This window comes from Magnetococcus sp. PR-3 (assembly GCF_036689865.1).
Classification (GTDB): domain Bacteria; phylum Pseudomonadota; class Magnetococcia; order Magnetococcales; family Magnetococcaceae; genus Magnetococcus.
Window position 1 is genome coordinate 42,350 of record NZ_JBAHUQ010000035.1, and the last position, 26,615, is coordinate 68,964.

The 26,615-nt window shown below is 49.7% G+C and carries 6 protein-coding genes and 1 tRNA gene; all 7 read left to right on the forward strand.

Annotation, left to right across the window (positions count from 1 at the left end; all coding sequences use genetic code 11):
- Positions 1-44: 44 nt before the first annotated feature.
- Positions 45-1,334, forward strand: coding sequence for a S41 family peptidase (locus V5T57_RS17165; protein WP_332892480.1), 1,290 nt, complete (start codon positions 45-47; stop codon positions 1,332-1,334).
- A gap of 1,224 nt (positions 1,335-2,558) precedes the next feature.
- Positions 2,559-3,119, forward strand: coding sequence for a PDC sensor domain-containing protein (locus tag V5T57_RS17170; protein ID WP_332892481.1), 561 nt, complete (start codon positions 2,559-2,561; stop codon positions 3,117-3,119).
- Between the two features lie 678 nt (positions 3,120-3,797).
- A complete protein-coding gene (locus V5T57_RS17175) occupies positions 3,798-6,710 on the forward strand; it encodes an EAL domain-containing protein (RefSeq protein WP_332892482.1) in 2,913 nt (970 codons plus the stop codon).
- A gap of 333 nt (positions 6,711-7,043) precedes the next feature.
- On the forward strand, positions 7,044-24,851 hold the full coding sequence (locus V5T57_RS17180; RefSeq protein ID WP_332892483.1) for a cadherin-like domain-containing protein: 17,808 nt from the start codon (positions 7,044-7,046) through the stop codon (positions 24,849-24,851).
- 64 nt (positions 24,852-24,915) lie between these two features.
- Positions 24,916-25,428, forward strand: coding sequence for a hypothetical protein (locus tag V5T57_RS17185; protein ID WP_332892484.1), 513 nt, complete (start codon positions 24,916-24,918; stop codon positions 25,426-25,428).
- Complete coding sequence (locus tag V5T57_RS17190) at positions 25,425-25,871, forward strand: nucleoside deaminase (protein WP_332892485.1); 447 nt, start codon at positions 25,425-25,427, stop codon at positions 25,869-25,871. Before V5T57_RS17185 ends, V5T57_RS17190 begins: the two co-directional genes overlap by 4 nt.
- 29 nt (positions 25,872-25,900) lie before the next feature.
- Positions 25,901-25,991: transfer RNA gene (locus V5T57_RS17195), tRNA-Ser, on the forward strand.
- The last annotated feature ends 624 nt before the right edge of the window (positions 25,992-26,615 follow it).

A 26,615-nucleotide genomic window follows, 5' to 3' on the forward strand; every position in this document is an offset into this window, starting at 1 on the left:
GTCCCTTGTGCGCCCGGTTCTGGCTGGTGGGGGTGGTGCTGATAATGGGTGTGGCCCAGGCATGGGCCGCACCCGACTTAAACAGTGCGGCTTCTCTTATCAGCAAACATCATATTGCCCACCCCACTTCACAGCAGGTGCCGGTGAGTTCCAGTGGGGAGCTGCAGCGCTTTTTGTCCACTTTAGACCCGTATAGTCAATGGATAGATTATCCTCAATATCGCGCTTTAACCCGTCCTAAATCTTCCCTGGGTTTAGGTGCTATGGTACTTGAACAGCCGGGTGGTATCTTAATGGCACCCATTAAGGGGGGGGCTGTTTGGCAAGCGGGCATCCAACGGGCTGTCTTTCTTACTGGCATTGCCGGGGTCTCACTACAGGATAAAAAAATTGGCTATGTTGCGGCTCAGCTTCAGGGCCGAAGAGATATTGCCATTCGCTGGCGCATACCCGGTCAAAGCAAAGAGCGGATCTCTGCGGTAAAACTGGGTTCCTTCACCATTCCGACGGTTGAACTACACCCATTAACCAACCATCAATCAGGTGTGCTTATTCGTATTCATTCTTTCTTAGCCCATCGGACTGCGCTGGCATTACAGCAGGCGCTGCTAAAGGGTCTGGCGTTTGGTGGCCCTATTATCCTGGATCTACGCTATGCGCCAGGGGGGAGTGTGCTGGAAGCCGTTGATGCAGCCTCACTCTTTTTAGATGAAGGGCTGCCTATTGTAACCATGGTGGAGTCTGATGGTACCTCTATCCCCTTACAGAGTACGGCTGCCATGCGGGTCATGCCCCATCCGGTTGTTGTGTTGATAGGCCCAGGAACAGCATCTGCTGCAGAGCTGTTTGTACGGGCTTTGAAGTTTCATGGAGCAGCTTGGGTGGTGGGGCAGGGTAGTTTTGGTAAGTGTTTGACACAACGCTATTTTCAGTTGCCCAATGGTAGTGGCTTAAAGCTCACAGTAGGCCATTTGTTAGGGCCAGACGGCGTTTTTTGTGAACACCGTGGTGTGCAGCCTCATTTTATCATACGTGACTCAGAACAGTTGCATGATACCCCAGTACTGTTGGAGGGCGTAATGAGAGATATCAAAGCCAGCAGGCTGGTCTGCCTTGCTCAACGATTTAATCATGCTGCGCAGGCACGAAGGCACGTTAAAAGGGTTGGCTGGCATCGTGGTGTGGGCAAGCTTGTACCCTATGCCTTGCAACAGAGTAAAAAACTTTGGCGCTTGTGCCTTTCACCTCCCTTAATGTCCAGTGTCGCAGAGGCTGTACATAAGCGCCAACAACAGAAGAGTATAGAGAACATGGTGTTGCTCCCTCTGCCCTAATTCAGGTTGTTTGTCGTTTTGTAATGGCTGAATGATATGGGCTTATTTAAGAAGCAATAGCCCGGCTAATGATTGTTTAAACAATTGAATTAAGATGTTTATGCCTGAATAGATTCATAGGGTCTCTCTTTTTATAGGTGTCAATCTATAGAGAGAGCATAGAGGTTTGTTGGGCTTGTCAACGTTGAGTGACCCTCCCCATCATTTAAAAAATGCCACTCGCTTAGCCATCATGGGTGCTTTTTTAGTATCGGTTCTCTTTAGCTAAAATGGACCACGGTTGAGTGGTGCTAGCGAGGATCTTCAGGTAGCCGAATTGAGCTTTTTCGTCGTCAGTTTTTGAAATACAAAACTCTGTTAGCGATGAGCTTACTAGAGCATCTGGTAGGGAGCGCTGCAATCAGTAGGCTAGTCCCTTCTTCTACGAAGATTTTAAAAACTGTCGCTAAGGTGTGGCTGGCGCTCTTTGAATATCCGTCAAGGTTGGTTTTGCTTCTTTAGTGCGGTCACAATCGACCCTACACGCTTTTCCCATCGGTTGGCCAGTAAGTGTGTCACGCTCGTTTTCTCAGTGCTTTTTTCAAAAGTCTCTAAGGTTTTTTCTGTGAATGTGTAGCGACTCATATACACGTTTAGAGACTCATTGAGCGTCAAACGCTGGGCTACTTAACCAAGATATCTTCTGCATGCATGGTGAGTTGGAATGTGTTGTATCTCTGTTTTAGGGCGTATGAAGAGGGTGGTTTAGCCGACAGGCTTACCTGTTTAGTCCATTTTTATTCGGGCAGAAGGGGGGTGAGATTGTGTTGTTTTTGGGTGGCTTGTGATCTTTATTATGTGTTGTTTTATTCCTGTTTCTTAAGGGGGGGGATGGATTATTATCTCTAAATATCTCAAAGATTTATTTCTGTCTATGTGGGTACGTTCGAATGGATGTTGTTAAAGAGGTTGTCCCTATCATGTGTGTTGCGACTAAGAAATTATAAATAGCAAAATAAATGTGTTGTATATCTTGAGTTGGACATGCTTTGTCTGTTGTGGCAGGGTGAAAAGGTCCCGCGCCCATTTTTTTGGTAGTTAGCAGCGCCATGCAGGTTTTGGGTCTGATCCGCGCATGAGTTAAGCGTACCTATGCCTGTTGTGAATGTGAATATGACCTGATACGGGTTTTGATGGCTTTTTATCATACCTGGTACTCTTCTCTACGGCCCATAGGAGATGCACATGAACCCCTCTCACATAATTCGAGTTTTTGGTGTTGTAGCTATGGTTTGCATGGCTCTACCTGCTGCAGCGGACGAAGTTCCTGAAAAAGTAAAGAATCTCTCGATTAAGCTGGCTGAATTAGGGACCAATGCCACGGTGGTTGCAGCAGTGCAAGCTCAGAACGCTACAGGTCTGACGCTGGAGGCCATTAAACGTGTCGATGAGCATTGGAAAGCTGAAGAGGGGGTTGATGATACCATGCAGGAGCTGATCGATTCGGATTGTGGTCAGGTTCTTATTGGTTGGAAGGATGAAAACCTCTATTTGACAGAGGTTTTTGCCATGGATAATCAGGGTGCCAATGTCTGCATGTCCGATAAAACCTCTGATTATTGGCAGGGTGATGAAGCGAAATTTATAAAATCCTTTGCCGGTGGGCAGGGGACTGTCCATATCAGCGAATTGGAGCTGGACCAGAGTTCACAAAGCTACCAAGTGCAGATTTCCATTCCGGTTAAAGCGGCGGGTAAAGTGATTGGTGCAATGACCTTTGGTGTTGAAATTGAGGCCATTGAATAACGTTTAACGATCTGGTGTTGGGGAGGTGTACACGTTAAGGGTTATGGACCCTGGTGGCACCTCCCTTTTACATTATTTCGATCCTTCCCCTGTCATGCTGTCGAGTGTTATGCCCATTAGTTGGCTTTTGTAAGGTGCTTTGACCAGATATGCGTGATGTTGTTGTTGGAGGTGTCGTGCTTGGTTTGTCCTTAGATATAATGTGAATATTGGTGTGCTTAATCCCTTTTTATACTGTCCTTTTTCAATCGAACCCCACCTGTGCGTTGACAAAATTCCGCAACTCCCGTTGTACCCTCACTCTCCCGCTTGATGATATACAACCGTACATGGCTCGGTACGCCCATGTATTATAGGGGCGCCGAGCAGAAATCTGATCCATAGTAAGGGGCTGGGATTGATCAACATTAAGGGCGTATACATGATACAGAGGTAAGATAATTGGATTAAGGCTTTGTTCGTAATCTAAGCGTCATCAGTTTTTCGCATGTTCTTCATTTTTTCTTTGTTATTAGAAGGGGCTACTAGAATAAGGGCCTTGCAAAAATAGTGAAATTGAATAGGTCATCCCTTCCGGTTTAAATAGATTCTTGGGGGGGGAATGTTCTACATTAGTAAGCGGGGAATAAGCATTTTCATGTGGGGATGCTAAAAGGACGTAGGGGGGGCATAAAACAGATGGACAGTGAAGGTGTCTCTTTAAAGCATATTCAAATTCATCATCGTATGTTGATCATGGTGGCTTGCGCCCTCATTGCATTGATGTTTGTTGGTGGTTTTGGCCTGCATGAGTTACATGACAACCTCATCCAAGACCGTAAAAATAAGACCCAGCATCTGGTTCAGGTTGCTGTTGGCACATTAACCCGTTACCAAACATTGGTTGAAGCGGGCAAGATGACGTTACCGGATGCCCAGCGAGAAGCCGCAGCTTCTGTAGCGCAGTTGCGTTATGGAGAGAATGACTACTTTTGGATCAATGATCTGAATGTTCGTATGGTGGTTCACCCCATAAGGCCTGAGCTGAATGGGGAGGTGGTTGATGGGATCCGGGATGCCAATGGTGTCTATCTGTTCAGCCAGTTTGTCGATGTTGCCAAAACCAAAGGGGCTGGTTTTGTTTCTTACCTTTGGCCCAAGCCTGGGCAGGTGCAAGCTTCAAAAAAACTCTCTTATGTTCAGAAGTTTGAACCCTGGGGATGGGTGGTAGGGTCTGGCATCTATCTTGATGATGTTGATCTGATTTTTCGGGAAGCCGCCAGTACTTTTGTCGCTGTAATCTTGACCTCTCTTTTGATCGTTTGGACCGTTTCTGCCATTGTTGGCCGTAGTATTACCGCACCGCTCTCTCACATTCGCAAAGCCATGTTACGTCTTTCAGAGGGGGATGTGTCTGTACCCCTGGAGAGTTTGGATCGATCTGAGGTAGGGGATCTGCTGGGTGCTATGCGGGTTTTCCGGGATAATTTTTCAACCATGGAACGGTTGCGAAATGAGCGGGAGGAGAGCCAGCGACAGGTTGCTTTAAAGCGGGAAGAGCTTGAACGCATCATTTCAATTAGCCACACGGTGGTTTTATCGTGGGAAGATGATGAGCCGTGGACGCTGAGTTATGTCTCCGAGAACTGTTACCGTATTCTCAATGCCAAAGTGGATATTCTCACACTTAAGCCTTTTATACATCCAGATGATTTACCCCATATGGTTGCTGCGCTAGCTGCAAGACCAGCCGATAAAGGGGAGGTCAACCTGGAGTTTCGTTTGCAATTTGATAAACAATCGCCCAGGTGGTTTGAGTGTTGTGTTTTCCCCCAATTCAATACACAGGGGCAGCTGCTACAGTATCAGGGATTGCTGCATGATATTACAGAACGGCGTAAAGCTGAGCATGATCAGCGTATGGCTGCGGTTCTGTTCCGTACCACCAATGAAGCTCTAATGATCAGTTCTTATGATAATAAAATTGAGATGGTCAACCCTGCCTTTACCCGGATAACAGGCTACACAGAAACGGATGTTTTAGGGCGTGGTCCGGACATTTTGCAGTCGGGTCATCACGATGCTGAGTTTTATCAGCAAATGTGGAATGATCTGGAAGAAAATGGCATTTGGGAAGGAGAGATCTGGAACCGACGGAAAAATGGTGAAACCTATCCGGAGTGGCTTTCCATCTCTACTGTGGCGGATGAGCAAGGTAAAACGGTGCAATATATTGCGGCCTTTAGCGATATCACACGGCGTAAAGAGGCTGAAGATACCATCCGTTACCAAGCCAACTTTGATTCCCTGACTGATCTGCCAAACCGTAGTCTGTTTAATGATCGTCTGCAAACAGAACTCAAGCGAAGCCAGCGATCTGGATGCCAGGTAGCACTTCTGTTTATTGATCTGGATCGCTTTAAATATGTGAACGATACCTTAGGGCACAACATTGGCGACCAATTGTTGCAGGAGGTTGCGACCCGTCTCTCTAGCTCTGTACGGGACTCTGATACCGTCGCCCGTTTGGGGGGGGATGAATTTACAGTAATCCTACCTGAACTTCATGGTCCAGATGGCGTAGCCCGTTTGGCACAGGGGATGATTGATAAACTGGAAGAACGGTATTTTATTGAGGGTCACGAGCTGTTTATCTCGGCCAGTATTGGTATAACGGTTTTTCCAAAAGATGCTGATAACAGCTTGGATCTAATTAAAAATGCGGATGTGGCCATGTACCGCGCCAAGGAGAATGGCCGGGGGAGTTATTGCTTCTATACCGCCACCATGAATGAGGATGCCAAGCAGCACCATAAAATTGAGCAGGAACTGCGTGTTGCCATTGAGCAAAAACAGTTCTGGATTCACTACCAGCCCTATGTGGATCAAGCCAGTGGTCGTATTACTGGGGTGGAGGCTTTAATCCGCTGGAAAAACAGTGCAGGTGAGATGGTTTATCCTGACCAGTTTATTCCGGTGGCAGAAGATACTGGCTTGATTGTCCCCATTGGTCTATGGGTGTTACGCAGTGTGATGGAGACCATTGCTGAGTGGGAGGAGGAGGGACACCCCGATATTACTTTCTCGGTCAATGTCTCAGCCCGCCAGTTCCAAGAGGGACACTTGGCTTACCAGATTAAGGCGGCACTTAAAGAAACCGGTATTAAACCCAGTAACTTGATGTTAGAGATTACTGAGAGTCTGATGATCCGAGACCCCAGTCATACTTTGAATATGCTGCATGAAATTAAGGCGTTGGGTGTACGTGTTGCTCTGGATGATTTTGGTACGGGGTACTCTTCACTGGGGTATCTTAAACAGTTCCCCATTGATCTTCTTAAGATCGACCGATCCTTTATCAATGGTATTGCCAACAGTAAGGATGATGAGACCATGGTCTCAGCCATTGTTAATATGGCCCATAGTCTGGGGGTTCGGGTGATTGGAGAGGGCATTGAAAATGACCAGCAACTACAAAGAGTCAATGCCCATGAGTGTGATTTTGTACAGGGTTTTCACTACTCTAAGCCTATGCCTTATCAAGCTTTTCTAGAATTTTTTGATGACTATCATGAAAAATGCAGCACAGGTGTTAACGTAGAACAAAAATAAGATATTGTATGATTAGGCATTTGTTGCATTTTTAGTGTGCGATGGATGCTGTTATTCTGCCTTTCTATCTTCGATAGCTTTTGTGACGTTTGTCACCCTTTCCGTGATTTTAAATCTGTAGGATAATGTGAGACGGTGTGTTGGGTTAGAGTTCCTGGCTTTCTGTGGGAAACCTATGCGTTTAAACGGTCTCTTACTGTTTAGGTGCTCTGTTTTCCGCACCCGATACAATCGATGTCCTATAGCATGCCAACCCGTGCATGTTTGGTCGGTATAAAATGGTTGATCGTTTATGGTCAGGCTCTGGTAAACAGGGTCGGATAGTGTCCTGATATGAAAGCATGGATCACATTACCCTCACTGGCTCTGGATCTGGCCACGATGTTCAATCGTGCGCATGATGCTGTGTTGCTGCCTGATGCTCACTTTCTGACCGAAGGTCGGTTTGAGCGTGATGGTGCAGATTTGGTTATTCAAAAAACAGATGGTACACAGCACCGAGTATCAGGCTATTTTGATAGGGATACACCACCCCCGCTGGCGTTGGCCAGTGGGGTAACGTTAACCCCTGAAATGGTGATGGCCCGCTTGATGGCACCTGAGGGGCAAGGCTCTTTTGTTGCCCAGCAGGATGGTGGATTTTATGCCAAGACGATCCCAAGCTCCATTATTGGAACGGTGGATGAGCTCTCTGGCCGTGTGGTGGTACGTGGGTCTAATGGTTCCCTCAATATCCTGCAAGAAGGCGATCCCATTTATATTGGTGATTTGCTGGAGAGCGCCCATGACTCTGCCATTAAAATTCGTTTTGTGGATGAGACGTTGTTCCAGCTGGGTGCCCAGGCTCGTTTTCATCTTGATACCTACATTTATGACCCCAGCCTAAAACAGGGGCAATTTGGTGCAACGGTTTATCAAGGCATGTTCCGCTATGCCAGTGGTGGCCTTGGCCAATTGCACGGACAGCAGCACACGTTAATTAAAACCCCCAGTGCCATGATTGGGGTGCATGGTAGTGAATTGCGGGGTGAAGTCACAGCAGAAGGTACTACGACGGTTGTGCATACGTCTGGTATTTTAACTATTTCAGATGTTTATGGGCAGGGTTCGGTAACCCTTCTGCAACCCACAGAAGCGACAACCGTTGCTTTTACAGGGGGCCCGCCCAAACCTGTCTTTCGAGCGACTGCTGCTATTGTTCAACAGTTACAACAAGCACTACCTTCTGCTCCGTTGCCCAAACCAGATCAGACTGAGCGTGACCAGGGCAATCTGGATGAACGCTCGGAGACCGATGAACAGGCACAGCAGGAAGGTGAACCGGAAGCGCCTGACCTGGACCAGGAAAAACCACTTCATCGAGGTGAAGAGGGCCCTGTTGAAGGGGAGGAACCCCTGACACCGGAAGAGATGGCCTTACTGAGGGAAGCTGGTCTTGAAGGGTTTGAAGAGGGACCTGAAGGTGGCCCTGAGGGCCTTGAGGATAATGGTCCTGAAGGAGAAGGAGAGGGTGGACCAGAAGGGCATGAAGATGGGCTGGAGGGGAATGAAGAGGGTAGACCAGAAGGACCTGAAGATGGGTTAGAGGGGAATGAAGAGGGGGGACCTGAAGGAACAGAGGGTGGCCCTGAAGGACTTGAAGGTAGGCCAGAAGGGTTTGACGATGGGCCTGAGGGCAGTGTAGAGGGTGGGCCTGAAGGAAGCGGGGATGGGTCGGGTGGGCTTGGCTCAGGTGCATCAGTTTTTGAAGATATTCAAGAAATTCTCAATACTGGGGGTACGGACAACTCGTTCCAAGGACCTGAAGAGAGTGGCTCCGAGGGTAATGATCCTCTTTTTAGTGATAACCCGAATAGTAATGGACCAGCTGGTAGTGGGGAGGAAGAAGGGGAGTGGGAGGGTGACCCATACGATACGGTCACCAATGATATACAGGGCCCAATCCTACTCAATGATGTGGAGTATTTGACAGGGACTCCTGGCAGTGCCTTTAGCTATACATTCCAGTTTGCTGACAACAGCTCTCCCTTTTTACAGTTTTCAACAGAAGATCTGCCAACCTGGCTGACAGCCACGCGGGAGAGTGATACCGCCCTGACCATTTCAGGTACCATCGATGCAAACCAGACGGAAAGTGTGGTTCTATCGATTACGGCCATGGATGGATCTCAAAACACCCTTACCCATACAGAAACCTTGCGTATGGTTTTAAGTGGTAACTTTGTGGATTCCGCTGTGGAAGGGGTGAATTTTTCGACCAGTAGTGGTCAAACGGGTACAACAGATACTGAAGGTACTTTCACCTACCTATCTGGTTCAGACACCATCACCTTTACTTTAGGTGGGGTTACACTGGGTTCCGGTGCGGCAGACAGTGATCTTACCCCGACTGATTTGGTGGCGGATGCCAGTAATTATACCGATGGTGAAGTAACCAATATCCTGCGTTTTTTGCAGACTTTAGATAGCGATAAAAACCCGGATAACGGTATTACCATTGATGAAACCATGCGTACCATTATGCAAGGTAAGAGCTTTGACCTGAGTCAGGATGAGCTCTTTGCGGATGGCGGTGAGTTTTACACGCTGATGTGGGATAACAACCGCACAGTCGTTAGTGCCACCGAGGCGCAGAAACACCATCTCAAGTCCTTATCAAGTGTCCATGGTTTAAGTGTTGATGAGAACCTTCCGACCCTGCAGGTTGATGAAGGTCAGTTGTTTGAGTTTGATGCTGCGGGAATATTTACCCATGGGCAAAATAAGGCTCTGACCTATGAAGCCTCCTTGGCTAAGGGTTCTGCCTTGCCCTCCTGGCTGAGTTTTAATACTCAGACAGGTGCGTTTAGCGGTGTGCCCGTCGATAAGGCGCATACGGGTAGTTTTGATCTGTATGTGACTGCTCTGGATGGAAGCGAGACCATAGGGGGGGCTAACTTAACACTGGACGTCAAAAGTGTTAACGATGACCCCGTGGTGGAAAATCTGCAAAATTGGGCGGTGACACAAGGGGCGCTGGTAACCCTTACCTCGGATCAGCTCTCTTATGCGGATGAAGAACAGAGTGCTGATGAGCTGATTTATACCATTGAAAGCAAGCCGGAATATGGTGATTTACTGCTTGATGGAAATATTTTGGGTGAGAGAGGGGAGACCGTACAAAGTATCACTTTCTCCCAACAGGATATTAACCATGGCCGTATACACTATGCCCATGATCTAAGTGCGACAGATATTAGTGATACCATCACTTTAACCCTATCTGATGGGGCGGGTTATCACTCTGCATCGTTTAATTTAGACATTAGTATCCTTAGTACAGACCAGCCTATTTTAACAGCTAATCAACCCGTTGCCGTTGCCGAGTCTGGCAGTATCACCATACAGGGTGCAAGCCAGGGTAGTTCTGCCGATCTACAAGCTTCCGGTCAGTCCAGTGAGCTGCTGTTTACCATTACAGAGCTGCCAAGTTCCGGCCAGCTTTACCTGGACGGCACACTGTTGGTTCTGGGGACCAACAGTACTTTTACCCATGATGATCTTGATGCCGGCTTACTCTCCTATCAACATGACAGCAGCCATGGAGAGATTGATCATTTTGATTTTTATGTCACGGATACCAGTAACGGTCTGACCAGCTCACCTTCTGCTGTGGTTTTCAAAATTACGACCAGTAATGATGATCCCTCATTGGCCATCAACAAAGCGCTCACCCTACAAGAGGGCGGAACGCGACCCATTACCCCAAACTATCTGTCCGCTATTGATGAAGAGCAGTCCAGCTCAGAACTTGTTTATACCCTGACCTCTCTGCCCAGTGCTGGTGGGCTGATACTGAACAGCAGCGCACTTGAGGTGGGTGGAACCTTCACCCAGGCTGATCTGGATAGTCATACTTTGCTCTATACCCATGCTGGTGGCCATATCGAGAGCGATAGTTTTAATTATACCTTAGAGGATAGTGCTGGAGGGGTGGTCGTTGGTTCCTTTAACGTAACGATTAGCACGGTCAATGATGATCCCTCCTTAAGCGTAGGCACCAGCTTACAGGTGGCAGAAGCACAGGCGTTGACCATTACGGATCAACACTGGCTAGTGGTTGATGAAGAGAGTGACAGCAGTCTCTTTCATGAACTGATCTATACCCTTAAAACGCCTCCAAGCTATGGGGTTATCCAGGACCTGACAGGGGATATCGCGCTTAATGGAACCTTTACCCATGCACAGTTGGTGGCCGGTGACATCCAATATGTTCATGGAGGGGGCGAGGAGAGTGGTGATAGCCTTTCAGTAGAGCTGGTCGATGCGGAAGGTGGAACCGTAAGCCATACGTTTGATCTGGAGATCGTCGCGGTTAATGATGCTCCTCAACTGCTCATTTCAACAGACCTATCTGTCATTACAGGTTCTGTGGTTTCACTCCTAAATACGCAGCTAAGTGCCAGTGATGCAGAGCAACTCAGCTCGGCCTTGACCTACAAGCTTGGTGCACAACCTTTGGCGGGTGACCTGTTACGCAATGGCGTAACATTGCTACAAGAGGAGAGCTTTACCCAAGCAGATGTTGATGCTGGACTTATTCAATACCAACATGATGCAAGCTTGGCATCTTCCGATACCCTTATGCTCACTTTGAGTGATGGTGATGCGAATCTTGATGTATCGTTTACACTCTCTGTCACGGCAACCGCCCCGGATAGTAAGCCCTATTTGACCCTCAATGACAGTTTGGGCGTGGATGAAGGCTCGGTAGCGGTTTTAGCCAATACCGTGCTTATGGCAAGTGACGCAGACCAAGCAGATGTTACGACACTGATCTATCAGGTTCTTTCCTTGCCTACAGCAGGTACGTTATTGCTAAACGGTACGGCGATGGCTGTGGGGGAGCAGTTTACCCAGGCTCAGTTGTGGGATGAAGATGTCAGCTATCAGCACCAAGGTAGTCAGAACAGTCGTGACAGCTTTCAGTTTGAGGTGTTGGATAGTTCCAGCCAAAGCAGCGGAAGTCACCTTTTTCTATTTTCCGTCAATACACTGAATGATGCACCTCAAATGGTCACCAATAGCGGTGGTTCCGTGGCTGAAGCTGGCGCATTAACGTTATCCAGTACCCATCTTTTGGCCAGTGATGAAGAGCAGGATGCCCTAACCCTGACCTACACCCTGTCCGCAATCCCCAGTCAAGGTTCATTGAGTCTGGATGGTACATCGCTAGATGTTAACGGTACCTTTACCCAGCTGGATCTTAATGGTGGACGTGTTGTTTACCAGCATCATGGCGAAGAGAGTGCCCAAGACTTCTTTACCTTTACCGTCAGTGATGGTGTGGGGGGAAACCTAGATACCGACCGTTTTGACCTCTCCATCATTGCCCAAAATGATGCCCCTATCTTAAGTGTGCCCACGCATACAGATCTGCAGGAAGAGCAGGTCTTGACCTTAACGGTTGATCACCTCAATGCCAGTGATGAAGAGAGTGTCGATGCGAACCTCTCCATTACGCTGACCAGCGTACCCTCACAAGGGGTGTTAACGTTGGATGGTTCAGAATTGCTAGAAGGCGCCAGTTTTACCCTTGGTGCCCTGCAAAGTGGCCGTGTGGTGTATGAACATGGGGGGGGTGAAATTACGCAAGATCATCTCGACTTCTCGGTTGCGGATGCTGCTGGTGAGACCGATGAGGCAACATGGTATCTGAACATACAAACATTTAATGATAATCCTTACTTGTTCACACATAAGAGTTTGACGGTTGAAGAAGGCCATAGCGGGGCGATAACCCATGCGCTGTTACAGGCAAAAGATGAAGAGCAGTTAGATACAGATCTTACCTATACCCTTAAGAGCTTGCCTGTTCATGGCGACTTAACCCTTGGTCAGGTGACGCTGGATGAGGGGGATGTTTTATCAGCAGCAGATTTGGCGGGCGGCAGCTTTACCTACACCCATGATGACCAAAACTCCACGACCGATGGTTTTGACATCACCTTGGGTGATGGGGTTGGGGGTACGTTGGATGTGCACTTTACGATCACCATTCTCCCCTTGAATGATCCACCTGTGATTCAACAAAACAATGGGTTGTTGGTCTCAGAAGGGGCCACCAATGTTACCTTGAGTAATGCCCAGCTGTTAGCCATAGATGGAGAGCAGGATCATGCAACTCTGGCTTATATTATTGAGAGCGCCGCAGAGTACGGTACATTTGCACTAAATGGTGTAAGTCTTTCTGCTGGTGACAGTTTTACCCAGGAACAATTAGATGCTGGGTTGGTCACTTATAGCCATCATGGTGGTGAGCTCAGCAGTGATGCCATGGGCTTTAAGGTCTATGATGGCACCAATGACTCCAGTGGATATAGTGGCTCAGCTACCTTTAGTATCACCGTTAGTCCTGTTGATGATCCCCCTGTTATTGAGATAAACAGCGGCTTTACCGTGACCGAAGGGCGGCAGGATCGGGTCATCGGGTCCAACCTGTTATCGGCTACGGATGCAGATAATGATGCTCTTCAGGTCATCTATACCCTGACCACTCTGCCTGTGTCTGGCACGTTAAAGCTTGATGGGACGGTGTTAGCTCTGGAGGAGCACTTTACCCAGGCGGATATTAACAGTGGCCTGTTGACCTATAGTCACGATGGTTCTGCCAGCGAATCGGATAGCATAGGTTTTTCTCTGGAGCATTTGGGTGAAGCGGTCGTGACAGGGCAGGTCGCCATTTCCATTACGACCGTTAATGACCCGCCAACGCTGGATATTAATACCTCTGTGGGTGTGGATGAAGAGGGCCAAGTTACCCTCTCTACCGCTGTTTTGTCGGCCAGTGATGTTGAGCAGACGGCAACCGAGCTCAGCTATATTGTTACGGCCTTACCCTTGTATGGTGAGATACGGCTCAATGGCAGCAGTTTAAGCATCAATGGTGCGTTTACCCAGGCTGAGTTGGCCGCTGGTGAGGTGAGTTATCACCATAACGGCTCTGAGACAACCGCAGATAGTTTCAGCTTTACACTTTCCGACGGGGATGATGGTGCGTTAACCGGGCAAAGCGTTGCCTTGGTGGTGACCGCGGTGAATGATGCGCCTCAACTCAGTGTCAATAGTGGCCTGACGGTCAGCCAGGGGGCCAGTTTAACCGCCATTACCGGTACCATGCTCAACGCCAGTGATGTTGAACAGAGTGCCGCTAGCCTAACCTTTACACTCTCAGCGTTACCTGCCCAGGGCACACTCTCCCTCAGTGGTAGTGATCTGGTGGTTGGTTCTGACTTTACTGTGGCGGACATTTTAGCGGGCTCATTGGGGTATACCCACGATGGCGGTAGTGTGGAGAGTGATCAGTTTACGTTTCAGCTTACCGATGATGATGGCGGTAGTCGTAGTGGCAGCTTTGACATCTCCATTGATGTCACCAACTATCCTCCGATCTTGTCGACGAACAGTGGTTTAACCGTGTTAGAAGGCAGCCTGGGCAACCTGTTAACTGCAGCTGTACTTGAGGCCACCGATAGCCAGCAAACTGTGGCAGAACTGACCTATACACTCACGGCGCTGCCGGTCTATGGAACACTGGTAGTGACCGGCCAAACGTTGGTGGTGGGGGACAACTTTACCCAGGAGGATGTGGAAGCAGGGCTGCTCAGTTATAGCCATAACGGAGCAGAGGTAAGCAGTGACACTTTTCAGTTCACCATACAGGATGGGGCGGGCGGTTCTTTAGCGGCCTCTACCTTTAACTTTGCTGTCACAGCACTCAATGATGCCCCGGTGGTCAGCCCTGGCAGTGTAACGGGTACAGAGGAGCTCGCTTATAGCTTTGCAGAAGCCGTTTTCTCTGTCTTGTACAGTGATGCAGAGGGGGATGCGTTTACCCATATACGTTTAGAGAACCTGCCCAGCCATGGCACCTTAAATTTGGGTGAAACAAGCGTTGTTGCAGGGCAGGAAATTGCGGTCAATCTGTTGAGTGGCCTAAGCTATACCCCTCAGACTGATTTTAGTGGACAAGATCATCTGTCATGGTCTGCCCGTGATGGTACCCTTTTTGGTCAAGCTGCAACGCTCTCTATAAACATCAGCAATATTAATGATGCCCCTTCGGTGGTGGACTTTACGGTGCAGGGTCAGGAGGATATTGATCTGGCTTTGAACCAGGGGGTGTTTGCTTCTGGCTTTAATGATGTTGATGGTGACCTGCCCGAGCATATAACCATTAGCTCTCTGACCGACTCTGGCACCTTACTGTTAAGTGAAAGTGCGGTAACGGTCGGTCAAAGTATGACCGCGTCAGAGCTGGCCAACTTGATCTTCCGTCCGGAAGAGAATTGGAGTGGCTCCACCAGCTTTACTTGGACGGGGGCCGATGCTGCATTGGCCGCTTCAGGTAGTGCAACAGCGACCTTAACACTCTCGGCTAGTAATGATCTGCCGACCTTAAGTGATCTGACCATAAGTGGAGATGAAGATCAGGTTATTCCCTTTTCTCAGTCACAGATTACCGCTTTGCTTAGTGATGTCGATGGTGACAGCGCCCAGAGTATGCAGATCTTGACCCTGCCCGGTAATGGTACGTTGGCACTGGGGGGTTCTGCTGTCCTGGCGGGGGATACCATTACGGCCAGTAATTTGGATGCATTGACCTTTACCCCCAACAGCAATTGGTATGGTACCGAGAGCTTTACCTTTAATCTCTCAGATGGCCAAAGCTATGCGGCCAGTTCAGGCACCATAACCCTAACCGTTCAATCGGTCAGTGATGCGGTGAGTGCCGTGGATGATTGGGCTGCCACCAGTAGTGCAATCGCGGTGGCGATTGATAGCTGGGGTAACGATATTGATCAAGACAATGCTGCGGTGATGGAGAGTTTTACCCAAGGTAGCCTGGGGACTGTCAGCCATCAGGGTAACGGTATCTTTACCTTTACCCCAGATGGCAGCAGTACAGGGTTGGACAGCTTTACCTATACCGTAGGGGATGGTGCTGGGGCATCTGATACTGCAACCGTACGGGTTATGCTCTATGACAACCAATGGAGTGGCGCCATTTCAACGGGCTGGAACAGCAGTGGCAACTGGTCCAGTGGTGCTCTACCCACCAGCAGCAGTTCCGTCTATATCTCTTCTGCAGCCAGTGATCAGCCCATTTTGAATAGCAATGTGACGCTCCGTAGTTTATTGGTGGGTAGCCAAGCCACCCTTACGGCCACCGGTTACACCGTTACGGCTACGGGTGATGTCATTATTGAAGGGGCCTTGAGTGGCGGCACCCTGAGTATGACCGGTAGTAATGCCTTGGTTGGGGGGAATATTAACGCACTGTCGGTCAGTGGTACGGTGACAGCCACCCAGGATATCAGCCTGGATGCTGGGCTCAGTGTTAACCAGGGGTATACCTTTACGTTGGGGGGGCAACACGTCACCACCGGTAGTGATGTCTATGTGGTGTTAAGTACCATCGGTACTGGTCTGCGTTTGGTTAACGCAGAGGATGTCATGGTGATTGGTGGTAATGTGACCTTTACCACCGGTTATAACCAGGATAGTGCCAATAGTAGTGGTAACTTCAGTGCAGGTACCCTGCATGTCCGGGGTGATTTCAGCCAGTTTGATGGCAGTTACTCCAGCTCCAATAAATCTTTTGTCTCCACCGGTACGGCGGTTGTGTTGGATGGTAGCAGTGCCCAAACGGTCTATTTTCAAGATCCCGGTAGCTCCTATTTTAAAGATTTGGTGGTCAGTAATGCCGCTGGGGTTACGCTCACCAGTTCCCTGTATGTGACTGGGCAGCTCACCATGAGTGGTAGTGGGGTGTTAAGCCAAAACAGTGGGCTACACCTCTATGTTACCAATCATCTTCCCATCACCAATAGTGGGTATCAGTTGGTCAATACCCGTGTGGCGGGTGTGGTGACCATGGATCGGGATGCCAGCATACCCAATGGTGGCCATCTTTATGTGGATGAAGGACGAACCTTGACCTTAAATGGTCAGGAGTTGTTGGTCGACGGCTCTTTGGTGGTGACGCTTAATGCCATTGTAGGGTCTGGCCTGGTTATGACCCATAGTGATGATACTCTGACGATTAATGGCGGTTTAACGGCCATAACAGGCTATAACCAGGATGCGGCATCTTCCAGCGGTAACCTGACGGCAGGGACGATCTATCTGCGGGGCAATTTCTCTCAATACGATGGCAGTTACTCCAGCAGTAATCGTGGGTTTGTATCGACTGGAACAACGGTGTATCTGGATGGAACCAGCGCACAAACGGTCTATTTTCAAGACCCAGGTAGCTCTTACTTTGATGATCTGATCGTAAGCAATAGTGCGGGCGTAACCTTAACCAGTACTATGTATGTGCTGGATCAACTGACCATGAGTGGTGGTGGCCAGTTAACCCAAGGTTCCGGTTATCACCTGTATGTGACCAACCATCTCCCCATTACCTCCAGTGGTTATCACGTTACTAATACCCGTGTGGCTGGCCATATTACCATGGGGGTGGATGCCACACTGCCCAATGCGGGCAATCTCTACATTGATGAAGGACGCACCTTAACCATGGATGGTCACGCCCTGACCATTGATGGGGCGTTGGTGGTTACCTTAAATGGGACCGCAGGTAGTGGTCTGATCGTTGGGCATGCTGATGATGTGGTGATTGTAGAAGGGGCTGCCACGTTTAGTACTGGTTATAACCAGGATAGTGCCAACAGCAGTGGTAACTTTAGTCAGGGTGAGCTGCACTTCAGGGGGAACTTCACCCAGTCAGATGGTAGTTACTCCAGCAGTAACAAAGCCTTTGTGCAAACGGGTGGGACGGTCTATCTGGATGGAGACTCTGTTCAGAGTATTTACTTTGCCGACCCTGGGCATTCGTACTTCAAGGATGTGACGGTATCCAACAGTGTAGGTGTTAACCTGACATCCAACCTCTATGTTACCGGGCAGCTCACCATGAGCGGAAGTGGCCTGCTTACCCAAAACAGTGGTCTTGGTGTCTACTACACTGCAGCCCTGCCTGTGACCAATGACAGCTACCAGATCAGCAACAACTATATTGATGGTACCTTTACCATGGATCGGGATGCCACCCTACCCAACGGTGGTCATCTAACGATCTTGGAGGGGGATGGCTTAACCATTGGTGGCCATACCTTAACGGTTGCAGGAACCCTTGCAAGCTATGGTAGTGGGGGGTCTGCACCACTGGTCATGCAGTCCACGGAGGATGTGGTGGTGGTGGAGGGGAGTGCTCTGTTCTCAACAGGGTACAATCAGGATGCCGCGAACTCCACAGGCCAGTTTAGTGCGGGTACGCTCTATGTGCGGGGTAACTTTACCCAGTCGGATGGCAGCTACTCCAGTAGTAACCGTGCCTTTGTCTCCACCGGTACCAAGGTTGTTCTGGATGGAGATGTCGCTCAGAGTGTCTACTTCCAGGATGGCCACAGCAGTTACTCACGCTTTGATGATTTACAGCTGGATAACCAGAGTGGCATCACCTTTACCTCCAACATCTATGTGGGGGGAGATCTGTTGCTGGCTGGCACCACGCCCTTTAGTGCCAGCGGTACCTTAACGGTTGCAGGGGATGTCAAGTTAACCGGGCAGAATGTCTCTCTGGATATGGGGGCGTTGGACAGCAGTGATCTGGTGGGGGTCACCACCATTGATCTGACGGGAACCGGTGATAATACCCTGATTTTGGATGCCCAGGATGTCATTGACCTCTCACCAACCGACCAAGTGATGGTGACGGGTGCTCTTGGGGATCTGGTTAATGCCATGGGGAGCTGGAGTAATGAGGGTCAAGAGGTGGTGGACAGCTTGACCTATACCCGTTACAGCAGTGGCGCTGCGACGCTGTTGGTACAAGATGGGGTGGTGGTGAGTCAGTTGGGTACGGTGGGGGATGATAGTCTAACCCTAAATTCAGGGGATGATCCTCTGTTGGGTGGGTCAGGTAATGATCAGCTGGATGGTGGCAGTGGTCAGAATATACTGCGTGGTGGGTTGGGGGATGATCTGATTGTCTTTGACAGTGCAGATACGACCCATGTGGATGGTGGGTTGGGCCGTGATACCTTACGTATTGATAGCAGTAGTGCGGATTTAACCACACTGGCTGGTGGTGTGGTTACGGGCTTTGAGACGCTCTTGCTCAATGGTAGTTCTGGCACCACTTTAACCTTGGATGAGAGTGCCGTTGCACAGCTACCAGATGGGGGGTCGACCCTGACTGTTGATGTTGGGGGTGGCTCAGGGCACCGGGTTGTGGCAGGGGATGATTGGATCTCTACTGGGGTTAGTCAGGAGGGGGCGGTTAATTATGTGCTTTATAGCAAAAATGGATCAACCCTGAAGATTGATGCCACCATTCAACGCGATTTTAGTGATAGCCACTGGCTAGGTAGTGTGGATCAACAATGGAGTGTTGCCGATAACTGGGTCAACACCACAATTCCCGCTGCTGGTGCTGGGGTTACCATTGATGCCGGACAATCAACATTGGCAACCGGCACAGCCGATCTGAACCATTTAGTGGTGCATAGTGGGGGGCACTTAACCGTTGATGGTGGAGTGCTTAAGGTTGCAGACCCTTCCCTTATTAGCAGTGATGCCCAGCTTACCCTTAGTAGTGGAAGTCTAGATGGCGCAGGCACCCTGACTGTTGATGGTCTGTTCAACTTAAAGGGTGGAACCATCTCTGGAACCGGTGGTGTGGTCGTGGCTGGTGTTGCCGACCTTACCAACAGTGTTGGTGCCAGCATTGAAGGAACATTGACCCTTGAGGGCACAGGCACGCTCAACGCAACAGAGATCAATGGTTCAGGGGTGTTGACTAATAGGGGCTCTACCTCTGTGACAGGAAGCGCCAACCTCGGTGTAGCCGTTACAAATAGTGGTCACTGGGTGCTGCAAGCGGATGGTGGTGTGGTGGCCAATCTGGATGGAAGTGGCGGAGTGACCAACACCGGGACACTGCAATCGGCTGGATCAGGCACCACCCCCAATATTTTAGAGGGTGATCTGATCAACAGTGGTGTGTTAGATGTGGATTATGATCTGCAAGTAGGTGGTGCTGGACACACGGTCACCAGTAGTTCTGGTGAGCTGGATCTTGCTGCCAGTACGACGCTCACGGTTACGCAAGGTACATTGGCGTTGGGTAGTGGCACGCAGCTTAGTGGTGCAGGTACGTTGGAGATGGCTGGTAGCTCCATACTCTCTCTCACCAGTCAATATACCCATACAGGTACGGTGGATCTGGATCTTTCTGGTAGTGTGACGGTTAGTGGTGCCAATTTGGTTAATCAGGCTGTCATCAACCTAGATGGCGGGGATGATACCTTTACCAATACCTTGGTCAATGACACGGCAGGTTTGCTTGTGTTTGTTGGACGAACCGGTGAAGTCGCAGACCCCTTGTTTAGTTCTGGGTTTAGTAACCTAGGAACCTTACGTTTGACCGATGATGTGGCAGGTGGGGCCAGTTCAGGTTTTTCCATGGCCACGGGGCAGAGTTTTGAAAACAGTGGCACGGTGATCAGCCAGAGTGGTGTGGGTGGTGGTAGTCGCATCATTGAGGGGCAAATTAATAACAGCGGTACCCTCCAAGTCGATCATGCCTTGACCCTGGCTGGTACAGACACAGCGCATGTAAGCGGCGGTCTGTTGGATGTCAATGCAGATCTAACGTTGACACAAACCACCTCAGGTAGCTTTAGTCACAGTGGCACCGTTGATCTGGCCAGTGGCACAACACTGCTTGTCCAGGGCGGAGCATTTCATAATGCCGGGGGGATTTTGCAAGGCGCAGGAACCCTAAAAAGCAGTGGTGCCACCCTCAATCACAATGGCACCCTGCAAGCCGGTGGGCAAGGTGGCTACGGTACTCTGACCATCGATGGAGATGTGGCGCTAGGCAGTGGGTCCGATCTGCGATTTGAACTTGGGGGAACCGTTGCTGGGACAGATCATGACCAGTTGGATGTCATCGGCACCGTGACCGCGGGTGGGACCTTGACGGTCGATCTGGGCGAGGGGTACACCCCGGTCAATGGCCAAACCTATACACTCTTAACCTTTGATGGCTGGAGTGGAACGTTCGATAGCTATGACCTGCTGTTGGATGATAGTCGCTGGACTGCCGTTGTTACCCACAATAGCGACCACCTGCTGGTCACCACCACCCATGCACCCTTAACGTTGTTTGATGTGTTTGATAATGCTGGCGCCGCACAAACCTTGACCGTAACCAGTAATGATAGTGATGCTGATAGTGATCTGTTTACCATCACCAGTATCACCGATCCTTCTCATGGCACGGCATCCATTGATGCTGGGGCGCAAACCCTGACCTATACGGCTGACAGCGGCTACAGTGGTAATGATAGCCTGACCTACACGGTAACCGATACATATGGAGCGACCGACACCCAAACGGTGCATATTTCAGGGAATGTGAGTTGGACCAATGCCCTGGGGAGTGGTGATTGGCACAGTGGAGGGAACTGGAATAGTGGTGTGGCTGCCCATGAAGGTGACCACGTAACCCTGACCTCTCAGGGGGGATCGGTCACCTTTAGTACCGGGGCATTCTCCATTGATCATTTGACTTCAGCAGAAGATCTGACCTTAACAGGTGGGACGCTCTCTGTGAGTGGAGCGACCACCTTTGAAAGCGGTTCTACCCTGACGCTCTCCGGTGGAAACTTAGGCGGAGAAGGGGCGATCACCCTAAATGGCGACTTGAGTTGGAACAGTGGTTCCCTGACCGGCAATCGAACACTCAATACCTTAGGTTCCTCTACGCTTAATGGTGGTGGCACACGTACAACAGGGGTGTTGACTTGGAATAACAGCGGCGCTTTGAGCTTTAACGGTGCTTCGATCAGCGGTGGTGGGACCTTAAACAGTAGTGGGGATGTCAGTATAAAGGGGACAAATAGTCTAGCTCTGGCTTTGCTGCTTGAGAGTGCTGCGACGATGACCCTGACCAGTCAGTACTACAACAGCAGTGTGCTCAATGCTCAGGGTGGTTTGACCAACCAAGGACATATTATCCTTACCGATAACAGCTATGGTGGGGCGGTTAGTCTATCGGTCGGTAGTGAAACACTGGTCAACCAGGGTACCCTGCAGAGCATAACCGGAACCAACAGTACAGCCCGTACCATTAGTGGTGTTTTAACCAACAGTGGGGTGCTGGATATTGATCATACCTTGACCCTCTCTGGTGGTGATTTGACCAATACAGGGTCCGTGGATGTCGATGCCGCATTTAACTTCTCCGATCACACCTTTGATTTGACCAGCGGTAGTATGGATATTGCCACGGGTAAGACCGTAACCCTTAGCAATGCCACACTCTTGCTTAGCGGCAGTAGTCAATTAAGTGGGGAAGGGGTGCTTCAGCTCAATGGCACAAGTACCCTGAGCTTTTCCTCAGCCACAACCCTTCATGCCAGCCTTAATCTCAACCTCGCAGGTACGGTCACACTCTCCGGTAGTGCGGTAAGCAACACCGGAAGTATGGTGTTCTATGGTGGGGATGATGTGGTTAATTTAAGCCTCAATAACACAGGTACGGTGACGTTACGTAGCCAATATTATGATGGTGTTACGGTTACGGTGAATGCGGATATGGTGAACAGTGGGCTTATAGAGTTCACCGACAATAGCTATGGTGGATCGACCGCTTTTGCCATGGGCAGTGGTTATACCCTGGCGAACAGTGGCACGGTGCGTAGCAGCTACGGTAGTAACGGTACCAGCCGTTATATGACGGGTGACCTTGCGAACAGCGGCACGCTGGATGTCGATCATACCCTGAACTATTCGGCTGGAAACCTGACCAATACTGGGGTGATGGATCTGGATGCAGCCCTGAACATAAGTGTCAGTGGCTATAGTGTGGATACCACAGCAGGGTCGATCGATATTGCCAGTGGTCAAACCTTAACACAGACCGACGGCACGTTGGTGGTGGGGAGTGGTACCACCCTTTCAGGCGACGGTAGTCTGGTGTTGACCGGGTCTGCTCAACTGTCCTCTCTTTCGGCTTTTGAGCTGGCCAGTGGGGGGCCCACTTTAAATCTGGCGGGCACCAATGCGTTCACGGGAAGTACCTTGACCAACAGTGGTCACATAATCGCCTATGGCGGAGATGATACCTTCCAAAATACTCTGGTCAATACAGGGACCTTAACCCTGCGTAGTCAGTATTACGATGCCATTAATGTCACCCTAAATAGTAGCAGTACCAACAGTGGCGTGATCGAACTTACCGATAACAGCTATGGTGGTTTTGCGACATTAACCATTGCAGAGACCCAGAGTTTAACCAACCTCAGTGGAGGTACTGTTAAAAGTAGTTATGGCACCAACGGAACCGCACGTACCATCCAAGGGGATGTCATTAACCAAGGTACGCTGGATATCGACCATACATTAACCTTTACCACGGGTGATGTGACCAATACCGGGCTTATGGATGTGGATGCAAATTTAAATCTGCAAAATGGGACATTGGATAGCAGCAGCGGGAGTTTGGATATTGCCAGCGGTAAGACATTTACCCTGACCAACTCAACGGTCACGTTGGGTAGTGGTACCACCATGAGTGGTTCAGGTAGCTTTACACTGGCCAGTGGTGCGGCTTTGAACCTGGCCAGTAGTTACAACCATGCGGGTGTTGGGCTTAATCTATCTGGGGCAACGACCATTAGCGGTAGTGGCTTGAGTGTGAGTGGCGATGTCTACTCCTATGGGGGGGATGATACGTTTGATACCACGGTTAGTAATAGTGGCGCCTTTACCGTGCGCAGCCAGTACTATGACGCCATCACCACTACGTTTAACCAAGGCATCACCAACAGCGGTAGCTTTGAGATGACGGATAACAGCTATGGGGGGGCTGCCTCAGTTGTAGTGGCCTCTGGTTATACCTTTACCAACCAAAGCTCCGGCACGCTGACCATTAGTAAGGGAAGCAACAGTACCGCCCGAACGATTAATGGCCAACTTGATAACCAGGGCACTATGGATATCAACCATACACTGGCCTTGAGTATGAATGATGCTCAGCATAGTAACAGCGGTACCATTTATGTGAATGGCGGTAATTGGAACCTCACCCTTGGGGGAACATCCGGTCAATTTACCAATAGTGGCACCATTGATATCGGTTCAGGCTATAGCGTGACGGTAACTGGGGGGAGCTTTACCAATGAGGCGACAGGTATCATCAGTGGTGCAGGTAGCTTTAACAGCAGTGGTACGACCCTGGTTAATCATGGCACGATCTCAGCGGGTAACTCCCCTGGCTCATTGACCATTGAAGGGGATCTGCTCTTGGGTCAAGAGAGTACCCTGTTGTTGGAGCTGCAGGGGCAAGAGCCAGGCATAAGCTATGATTTGCTGACCGTTACAGGTGCGCTTACCCTAGGTGGCACCTTGGTGTTGGATGCACTGGAAGGTTACCTGCCCGACGTTGGTACCGTCTTTACCCCCCTTGTGAGTGGGGGAATGACCGGTGCTTTTGATGCTTTGCAAGGCTGGCGTTTATCAGATGACCGGGTGTTGGATGTTGAGGTGGGGCATGCGGAAATAGTGCTCACAACACGGCAGGCTACCCAGATAGCCAACGCAGTGGGTGAGACACTAACCGGCACGACTGAGGATGATGTGCTGCTTGGTGGCATGGGGGACGATATCCTGCAAACTGCTGGTGGTGCCGATCTTGTTCATGCCGGGGCAGGGGATGATCAAATCCATGTCATAGATGGTGGCTTTAAACGTGTTGATGGTGGGGCTGGTGTGGATACCTTGCTTGTGGAAGGGGAGTTGGATCTGACGGCGCTGGATCATCTGGCCCTGGAGAATATTGAGGAGATATCCTTGCAGACAGAAGGGACGGATACACTCACTCTGGATGCCGTTGACCTGCTTAGCATGACCGATGATCTAAACCAAATTTTGATTCGTGGTGATGAACAAGATCAGGTGGATTTGGTCGGTACATGGCAACAGCAAAGCCAGCAGCAGTTAGAGGAAGTGCGTTATAACCATTATGTCGGGCAAGGTGGCGGAACGCTCCTGGTTGAGGATGGTATTCAGATCGATATGCTCTGACCCTTGCTGTGTGCTTAAGATGGTGTCAAGCTACCAATTTTTAGTTCTCAATAGGATTAAATACATGGGTATGTGGCGTTCTGTTGGATGGTTGGTGGTCATGCTGTTGCTGAGTGGGTGCTTGCAAGACCCAGAGCCTCGTGAAGTTTATAAGTCCCTAGAACAAGCACGTCAGGATCGGCTGCCTGTGGCCCCCCATGTGGCCAAGTTGCAGGCGCGCCCCTCTAAGGCCATGATCCATGGTAGCCAGGGAACAGCCGTTCGTTTTCAGGTGCTCGATAAGCGAACATTAAAAATTCATGCTTTTGTGGTGTCTACTGGTGAGCCAACAGCTACGCCGTGGAATGGTGGTATTCTGGTCCATGCCTATGTGCCCGATCTGTTAATTTATCAAAAAAGAGCCATTCATGGACCAGATGGTCATATCAACCCAGCGGTTTGGGTTGAACTAAGAGACCGTGAAAGCACACTTCTCTATGAAGGGTGGCTCTTCTTCCGGGATGGTGCCCAGGTTGCTTGGGATCATCCCCGGTTTGACCTGACCTTTAAGGGTATTGTCCATAAACGTAGCTCATGAAGAGTGACCTGTTTATCACGCCAGACCAAGCGCATAACCTTTTAACCCTTGTTCAAGGGGGGAGCACGGCAGCGGCTCAAGAGGTTCCTGTTGGTGCTTTAATCCATGATCCAAATGGTTGGGTGGTTTCTGTCGCGGGTAATACGCCCATTGCTCATTGTGACCCCACTGCGCATGCTGAGATACAGGCGATGCGTCTGGCATCTCATCGGTTAACGAGCTACCGTTTGACCACGTGTAATCTGGTGGTCTCTTTGCAGCCATGTCCCACGTGTACTCAGGCAACTGCTTTGGCGCGTTTGCAAGAGGTCAGGTTTCTTGCGGCTCAAGGTAAAGAAAATGGTTTAAAGGCGACAAAAATTTCCTCTGTAAAGCAGTCGGATAGCGCATTTGTTGATGCAGGAGAGGCAATGTTGAAAAATTTCTTTGAAATTCGTCGCTAATTCGTGTCTAATATGCGCTCTTTGTTGATGGAGAGGTGACCGAGTGGTTGAAGGTGCACGCCTGGAAAGCGTGTGTACTCTAACCGGGTACCGAGGGTTCGAATCCCTCCCTCTCCGCCATTATAAAAAGCTATGCTTTTAAAGCGGTTAAGGCCTATGTGTCTTAACCGCTTTTTTCATTTCTGCAGGCTGTTTGCCCCGTTTGTGCCCAAATTTCATCAACTGCGGACCGCGCTACGAGCAACCTTTGGTACAAGGTAGGCCTACTTCTCCGTTGTCTTCACAGATGCATACACCCAACACCCCCTTCAATGCCGCCAACAAAACGCTATAAGATGCCCCCCTTGTGTTCGATGAGGTGGGGATGTTTAAGTGTTGTAAGTGTGAACCGGTGGGATCCTTATTAATTGGTGCAGAGGTTTTGTTGTCGGATGGGTGAGGGGTTTCTCCAAGCTCTTGCTCCATAAAAGAAGAGTAGCTATGTGTAGCCCATTGGAATAACGGCGGGTGGTGTGACGCTTCAGAGCTACCCTAAGGTGCGTGATATGAACAACCCAATAAAAGGTTACCTTTCTTAAGTGCATTTGTTTGAGAGCGGGCCCAGTAGAATGGGGTTGTGGGGTTCTTCTTCTGTTCATGGTTTTTTTATCACATGTGGTCTTGCCTGCCAGCCAGCCGTGTGCTTTTTGAGGCGCTCTCCCTTTATCCCTATATGTCTTACCCGGTGCCGACATGCTTTGCTTA

What these genes read in the sequence shown, in the direction of transcription:
- V5T57_RS17165 (WP_332892480.1), top strand. Translation starts at nt 45, where the DNA reads ATGGGTGTGGCCCAGGCATGGGCCGCACCCGACTTAAACAGTGCGGCT.
- V5T57_RS17170 (WP_332892481.1), top strand. Translation starts at nt 2,559, where the DNA reads ATGAACCCCTCTCACATAATTCGAGTTTTTGGTGTTGTAGCTATGGTT.
- V5T57_RS17175 (WP_332892482.1), top strand. Translation starts at nt 3,798, where the DNA reads ATGGACAGTGAAGGTGTCTCTTTAAAGCATATTCAAATTCATCATCGT.
- V5T57_RS17180 (WP_332892483.1), top strand. Translation starts at nt 7,044, where the DNA reads ATGAAAGCATGGATCACATTACCCTCACTGGCTCTGGATCTGGCCACG.
- V5T57_RS17185 (WP_332892484.1), top strand. Translation starts at nt 24,916, where the DNA reads ATGGGTATGTGGCGTTCTGTTGGATGGTTGGTGGTCATGCTGTTGCTG.
- V5T57_RS17190 (WP_332892485.1), top strand. Translation starts at nt 25,425, where the DNA reads ATGAAGAGTGACCTGTTTATCACGCCAGACCAAGCGCATAACCTTTTA.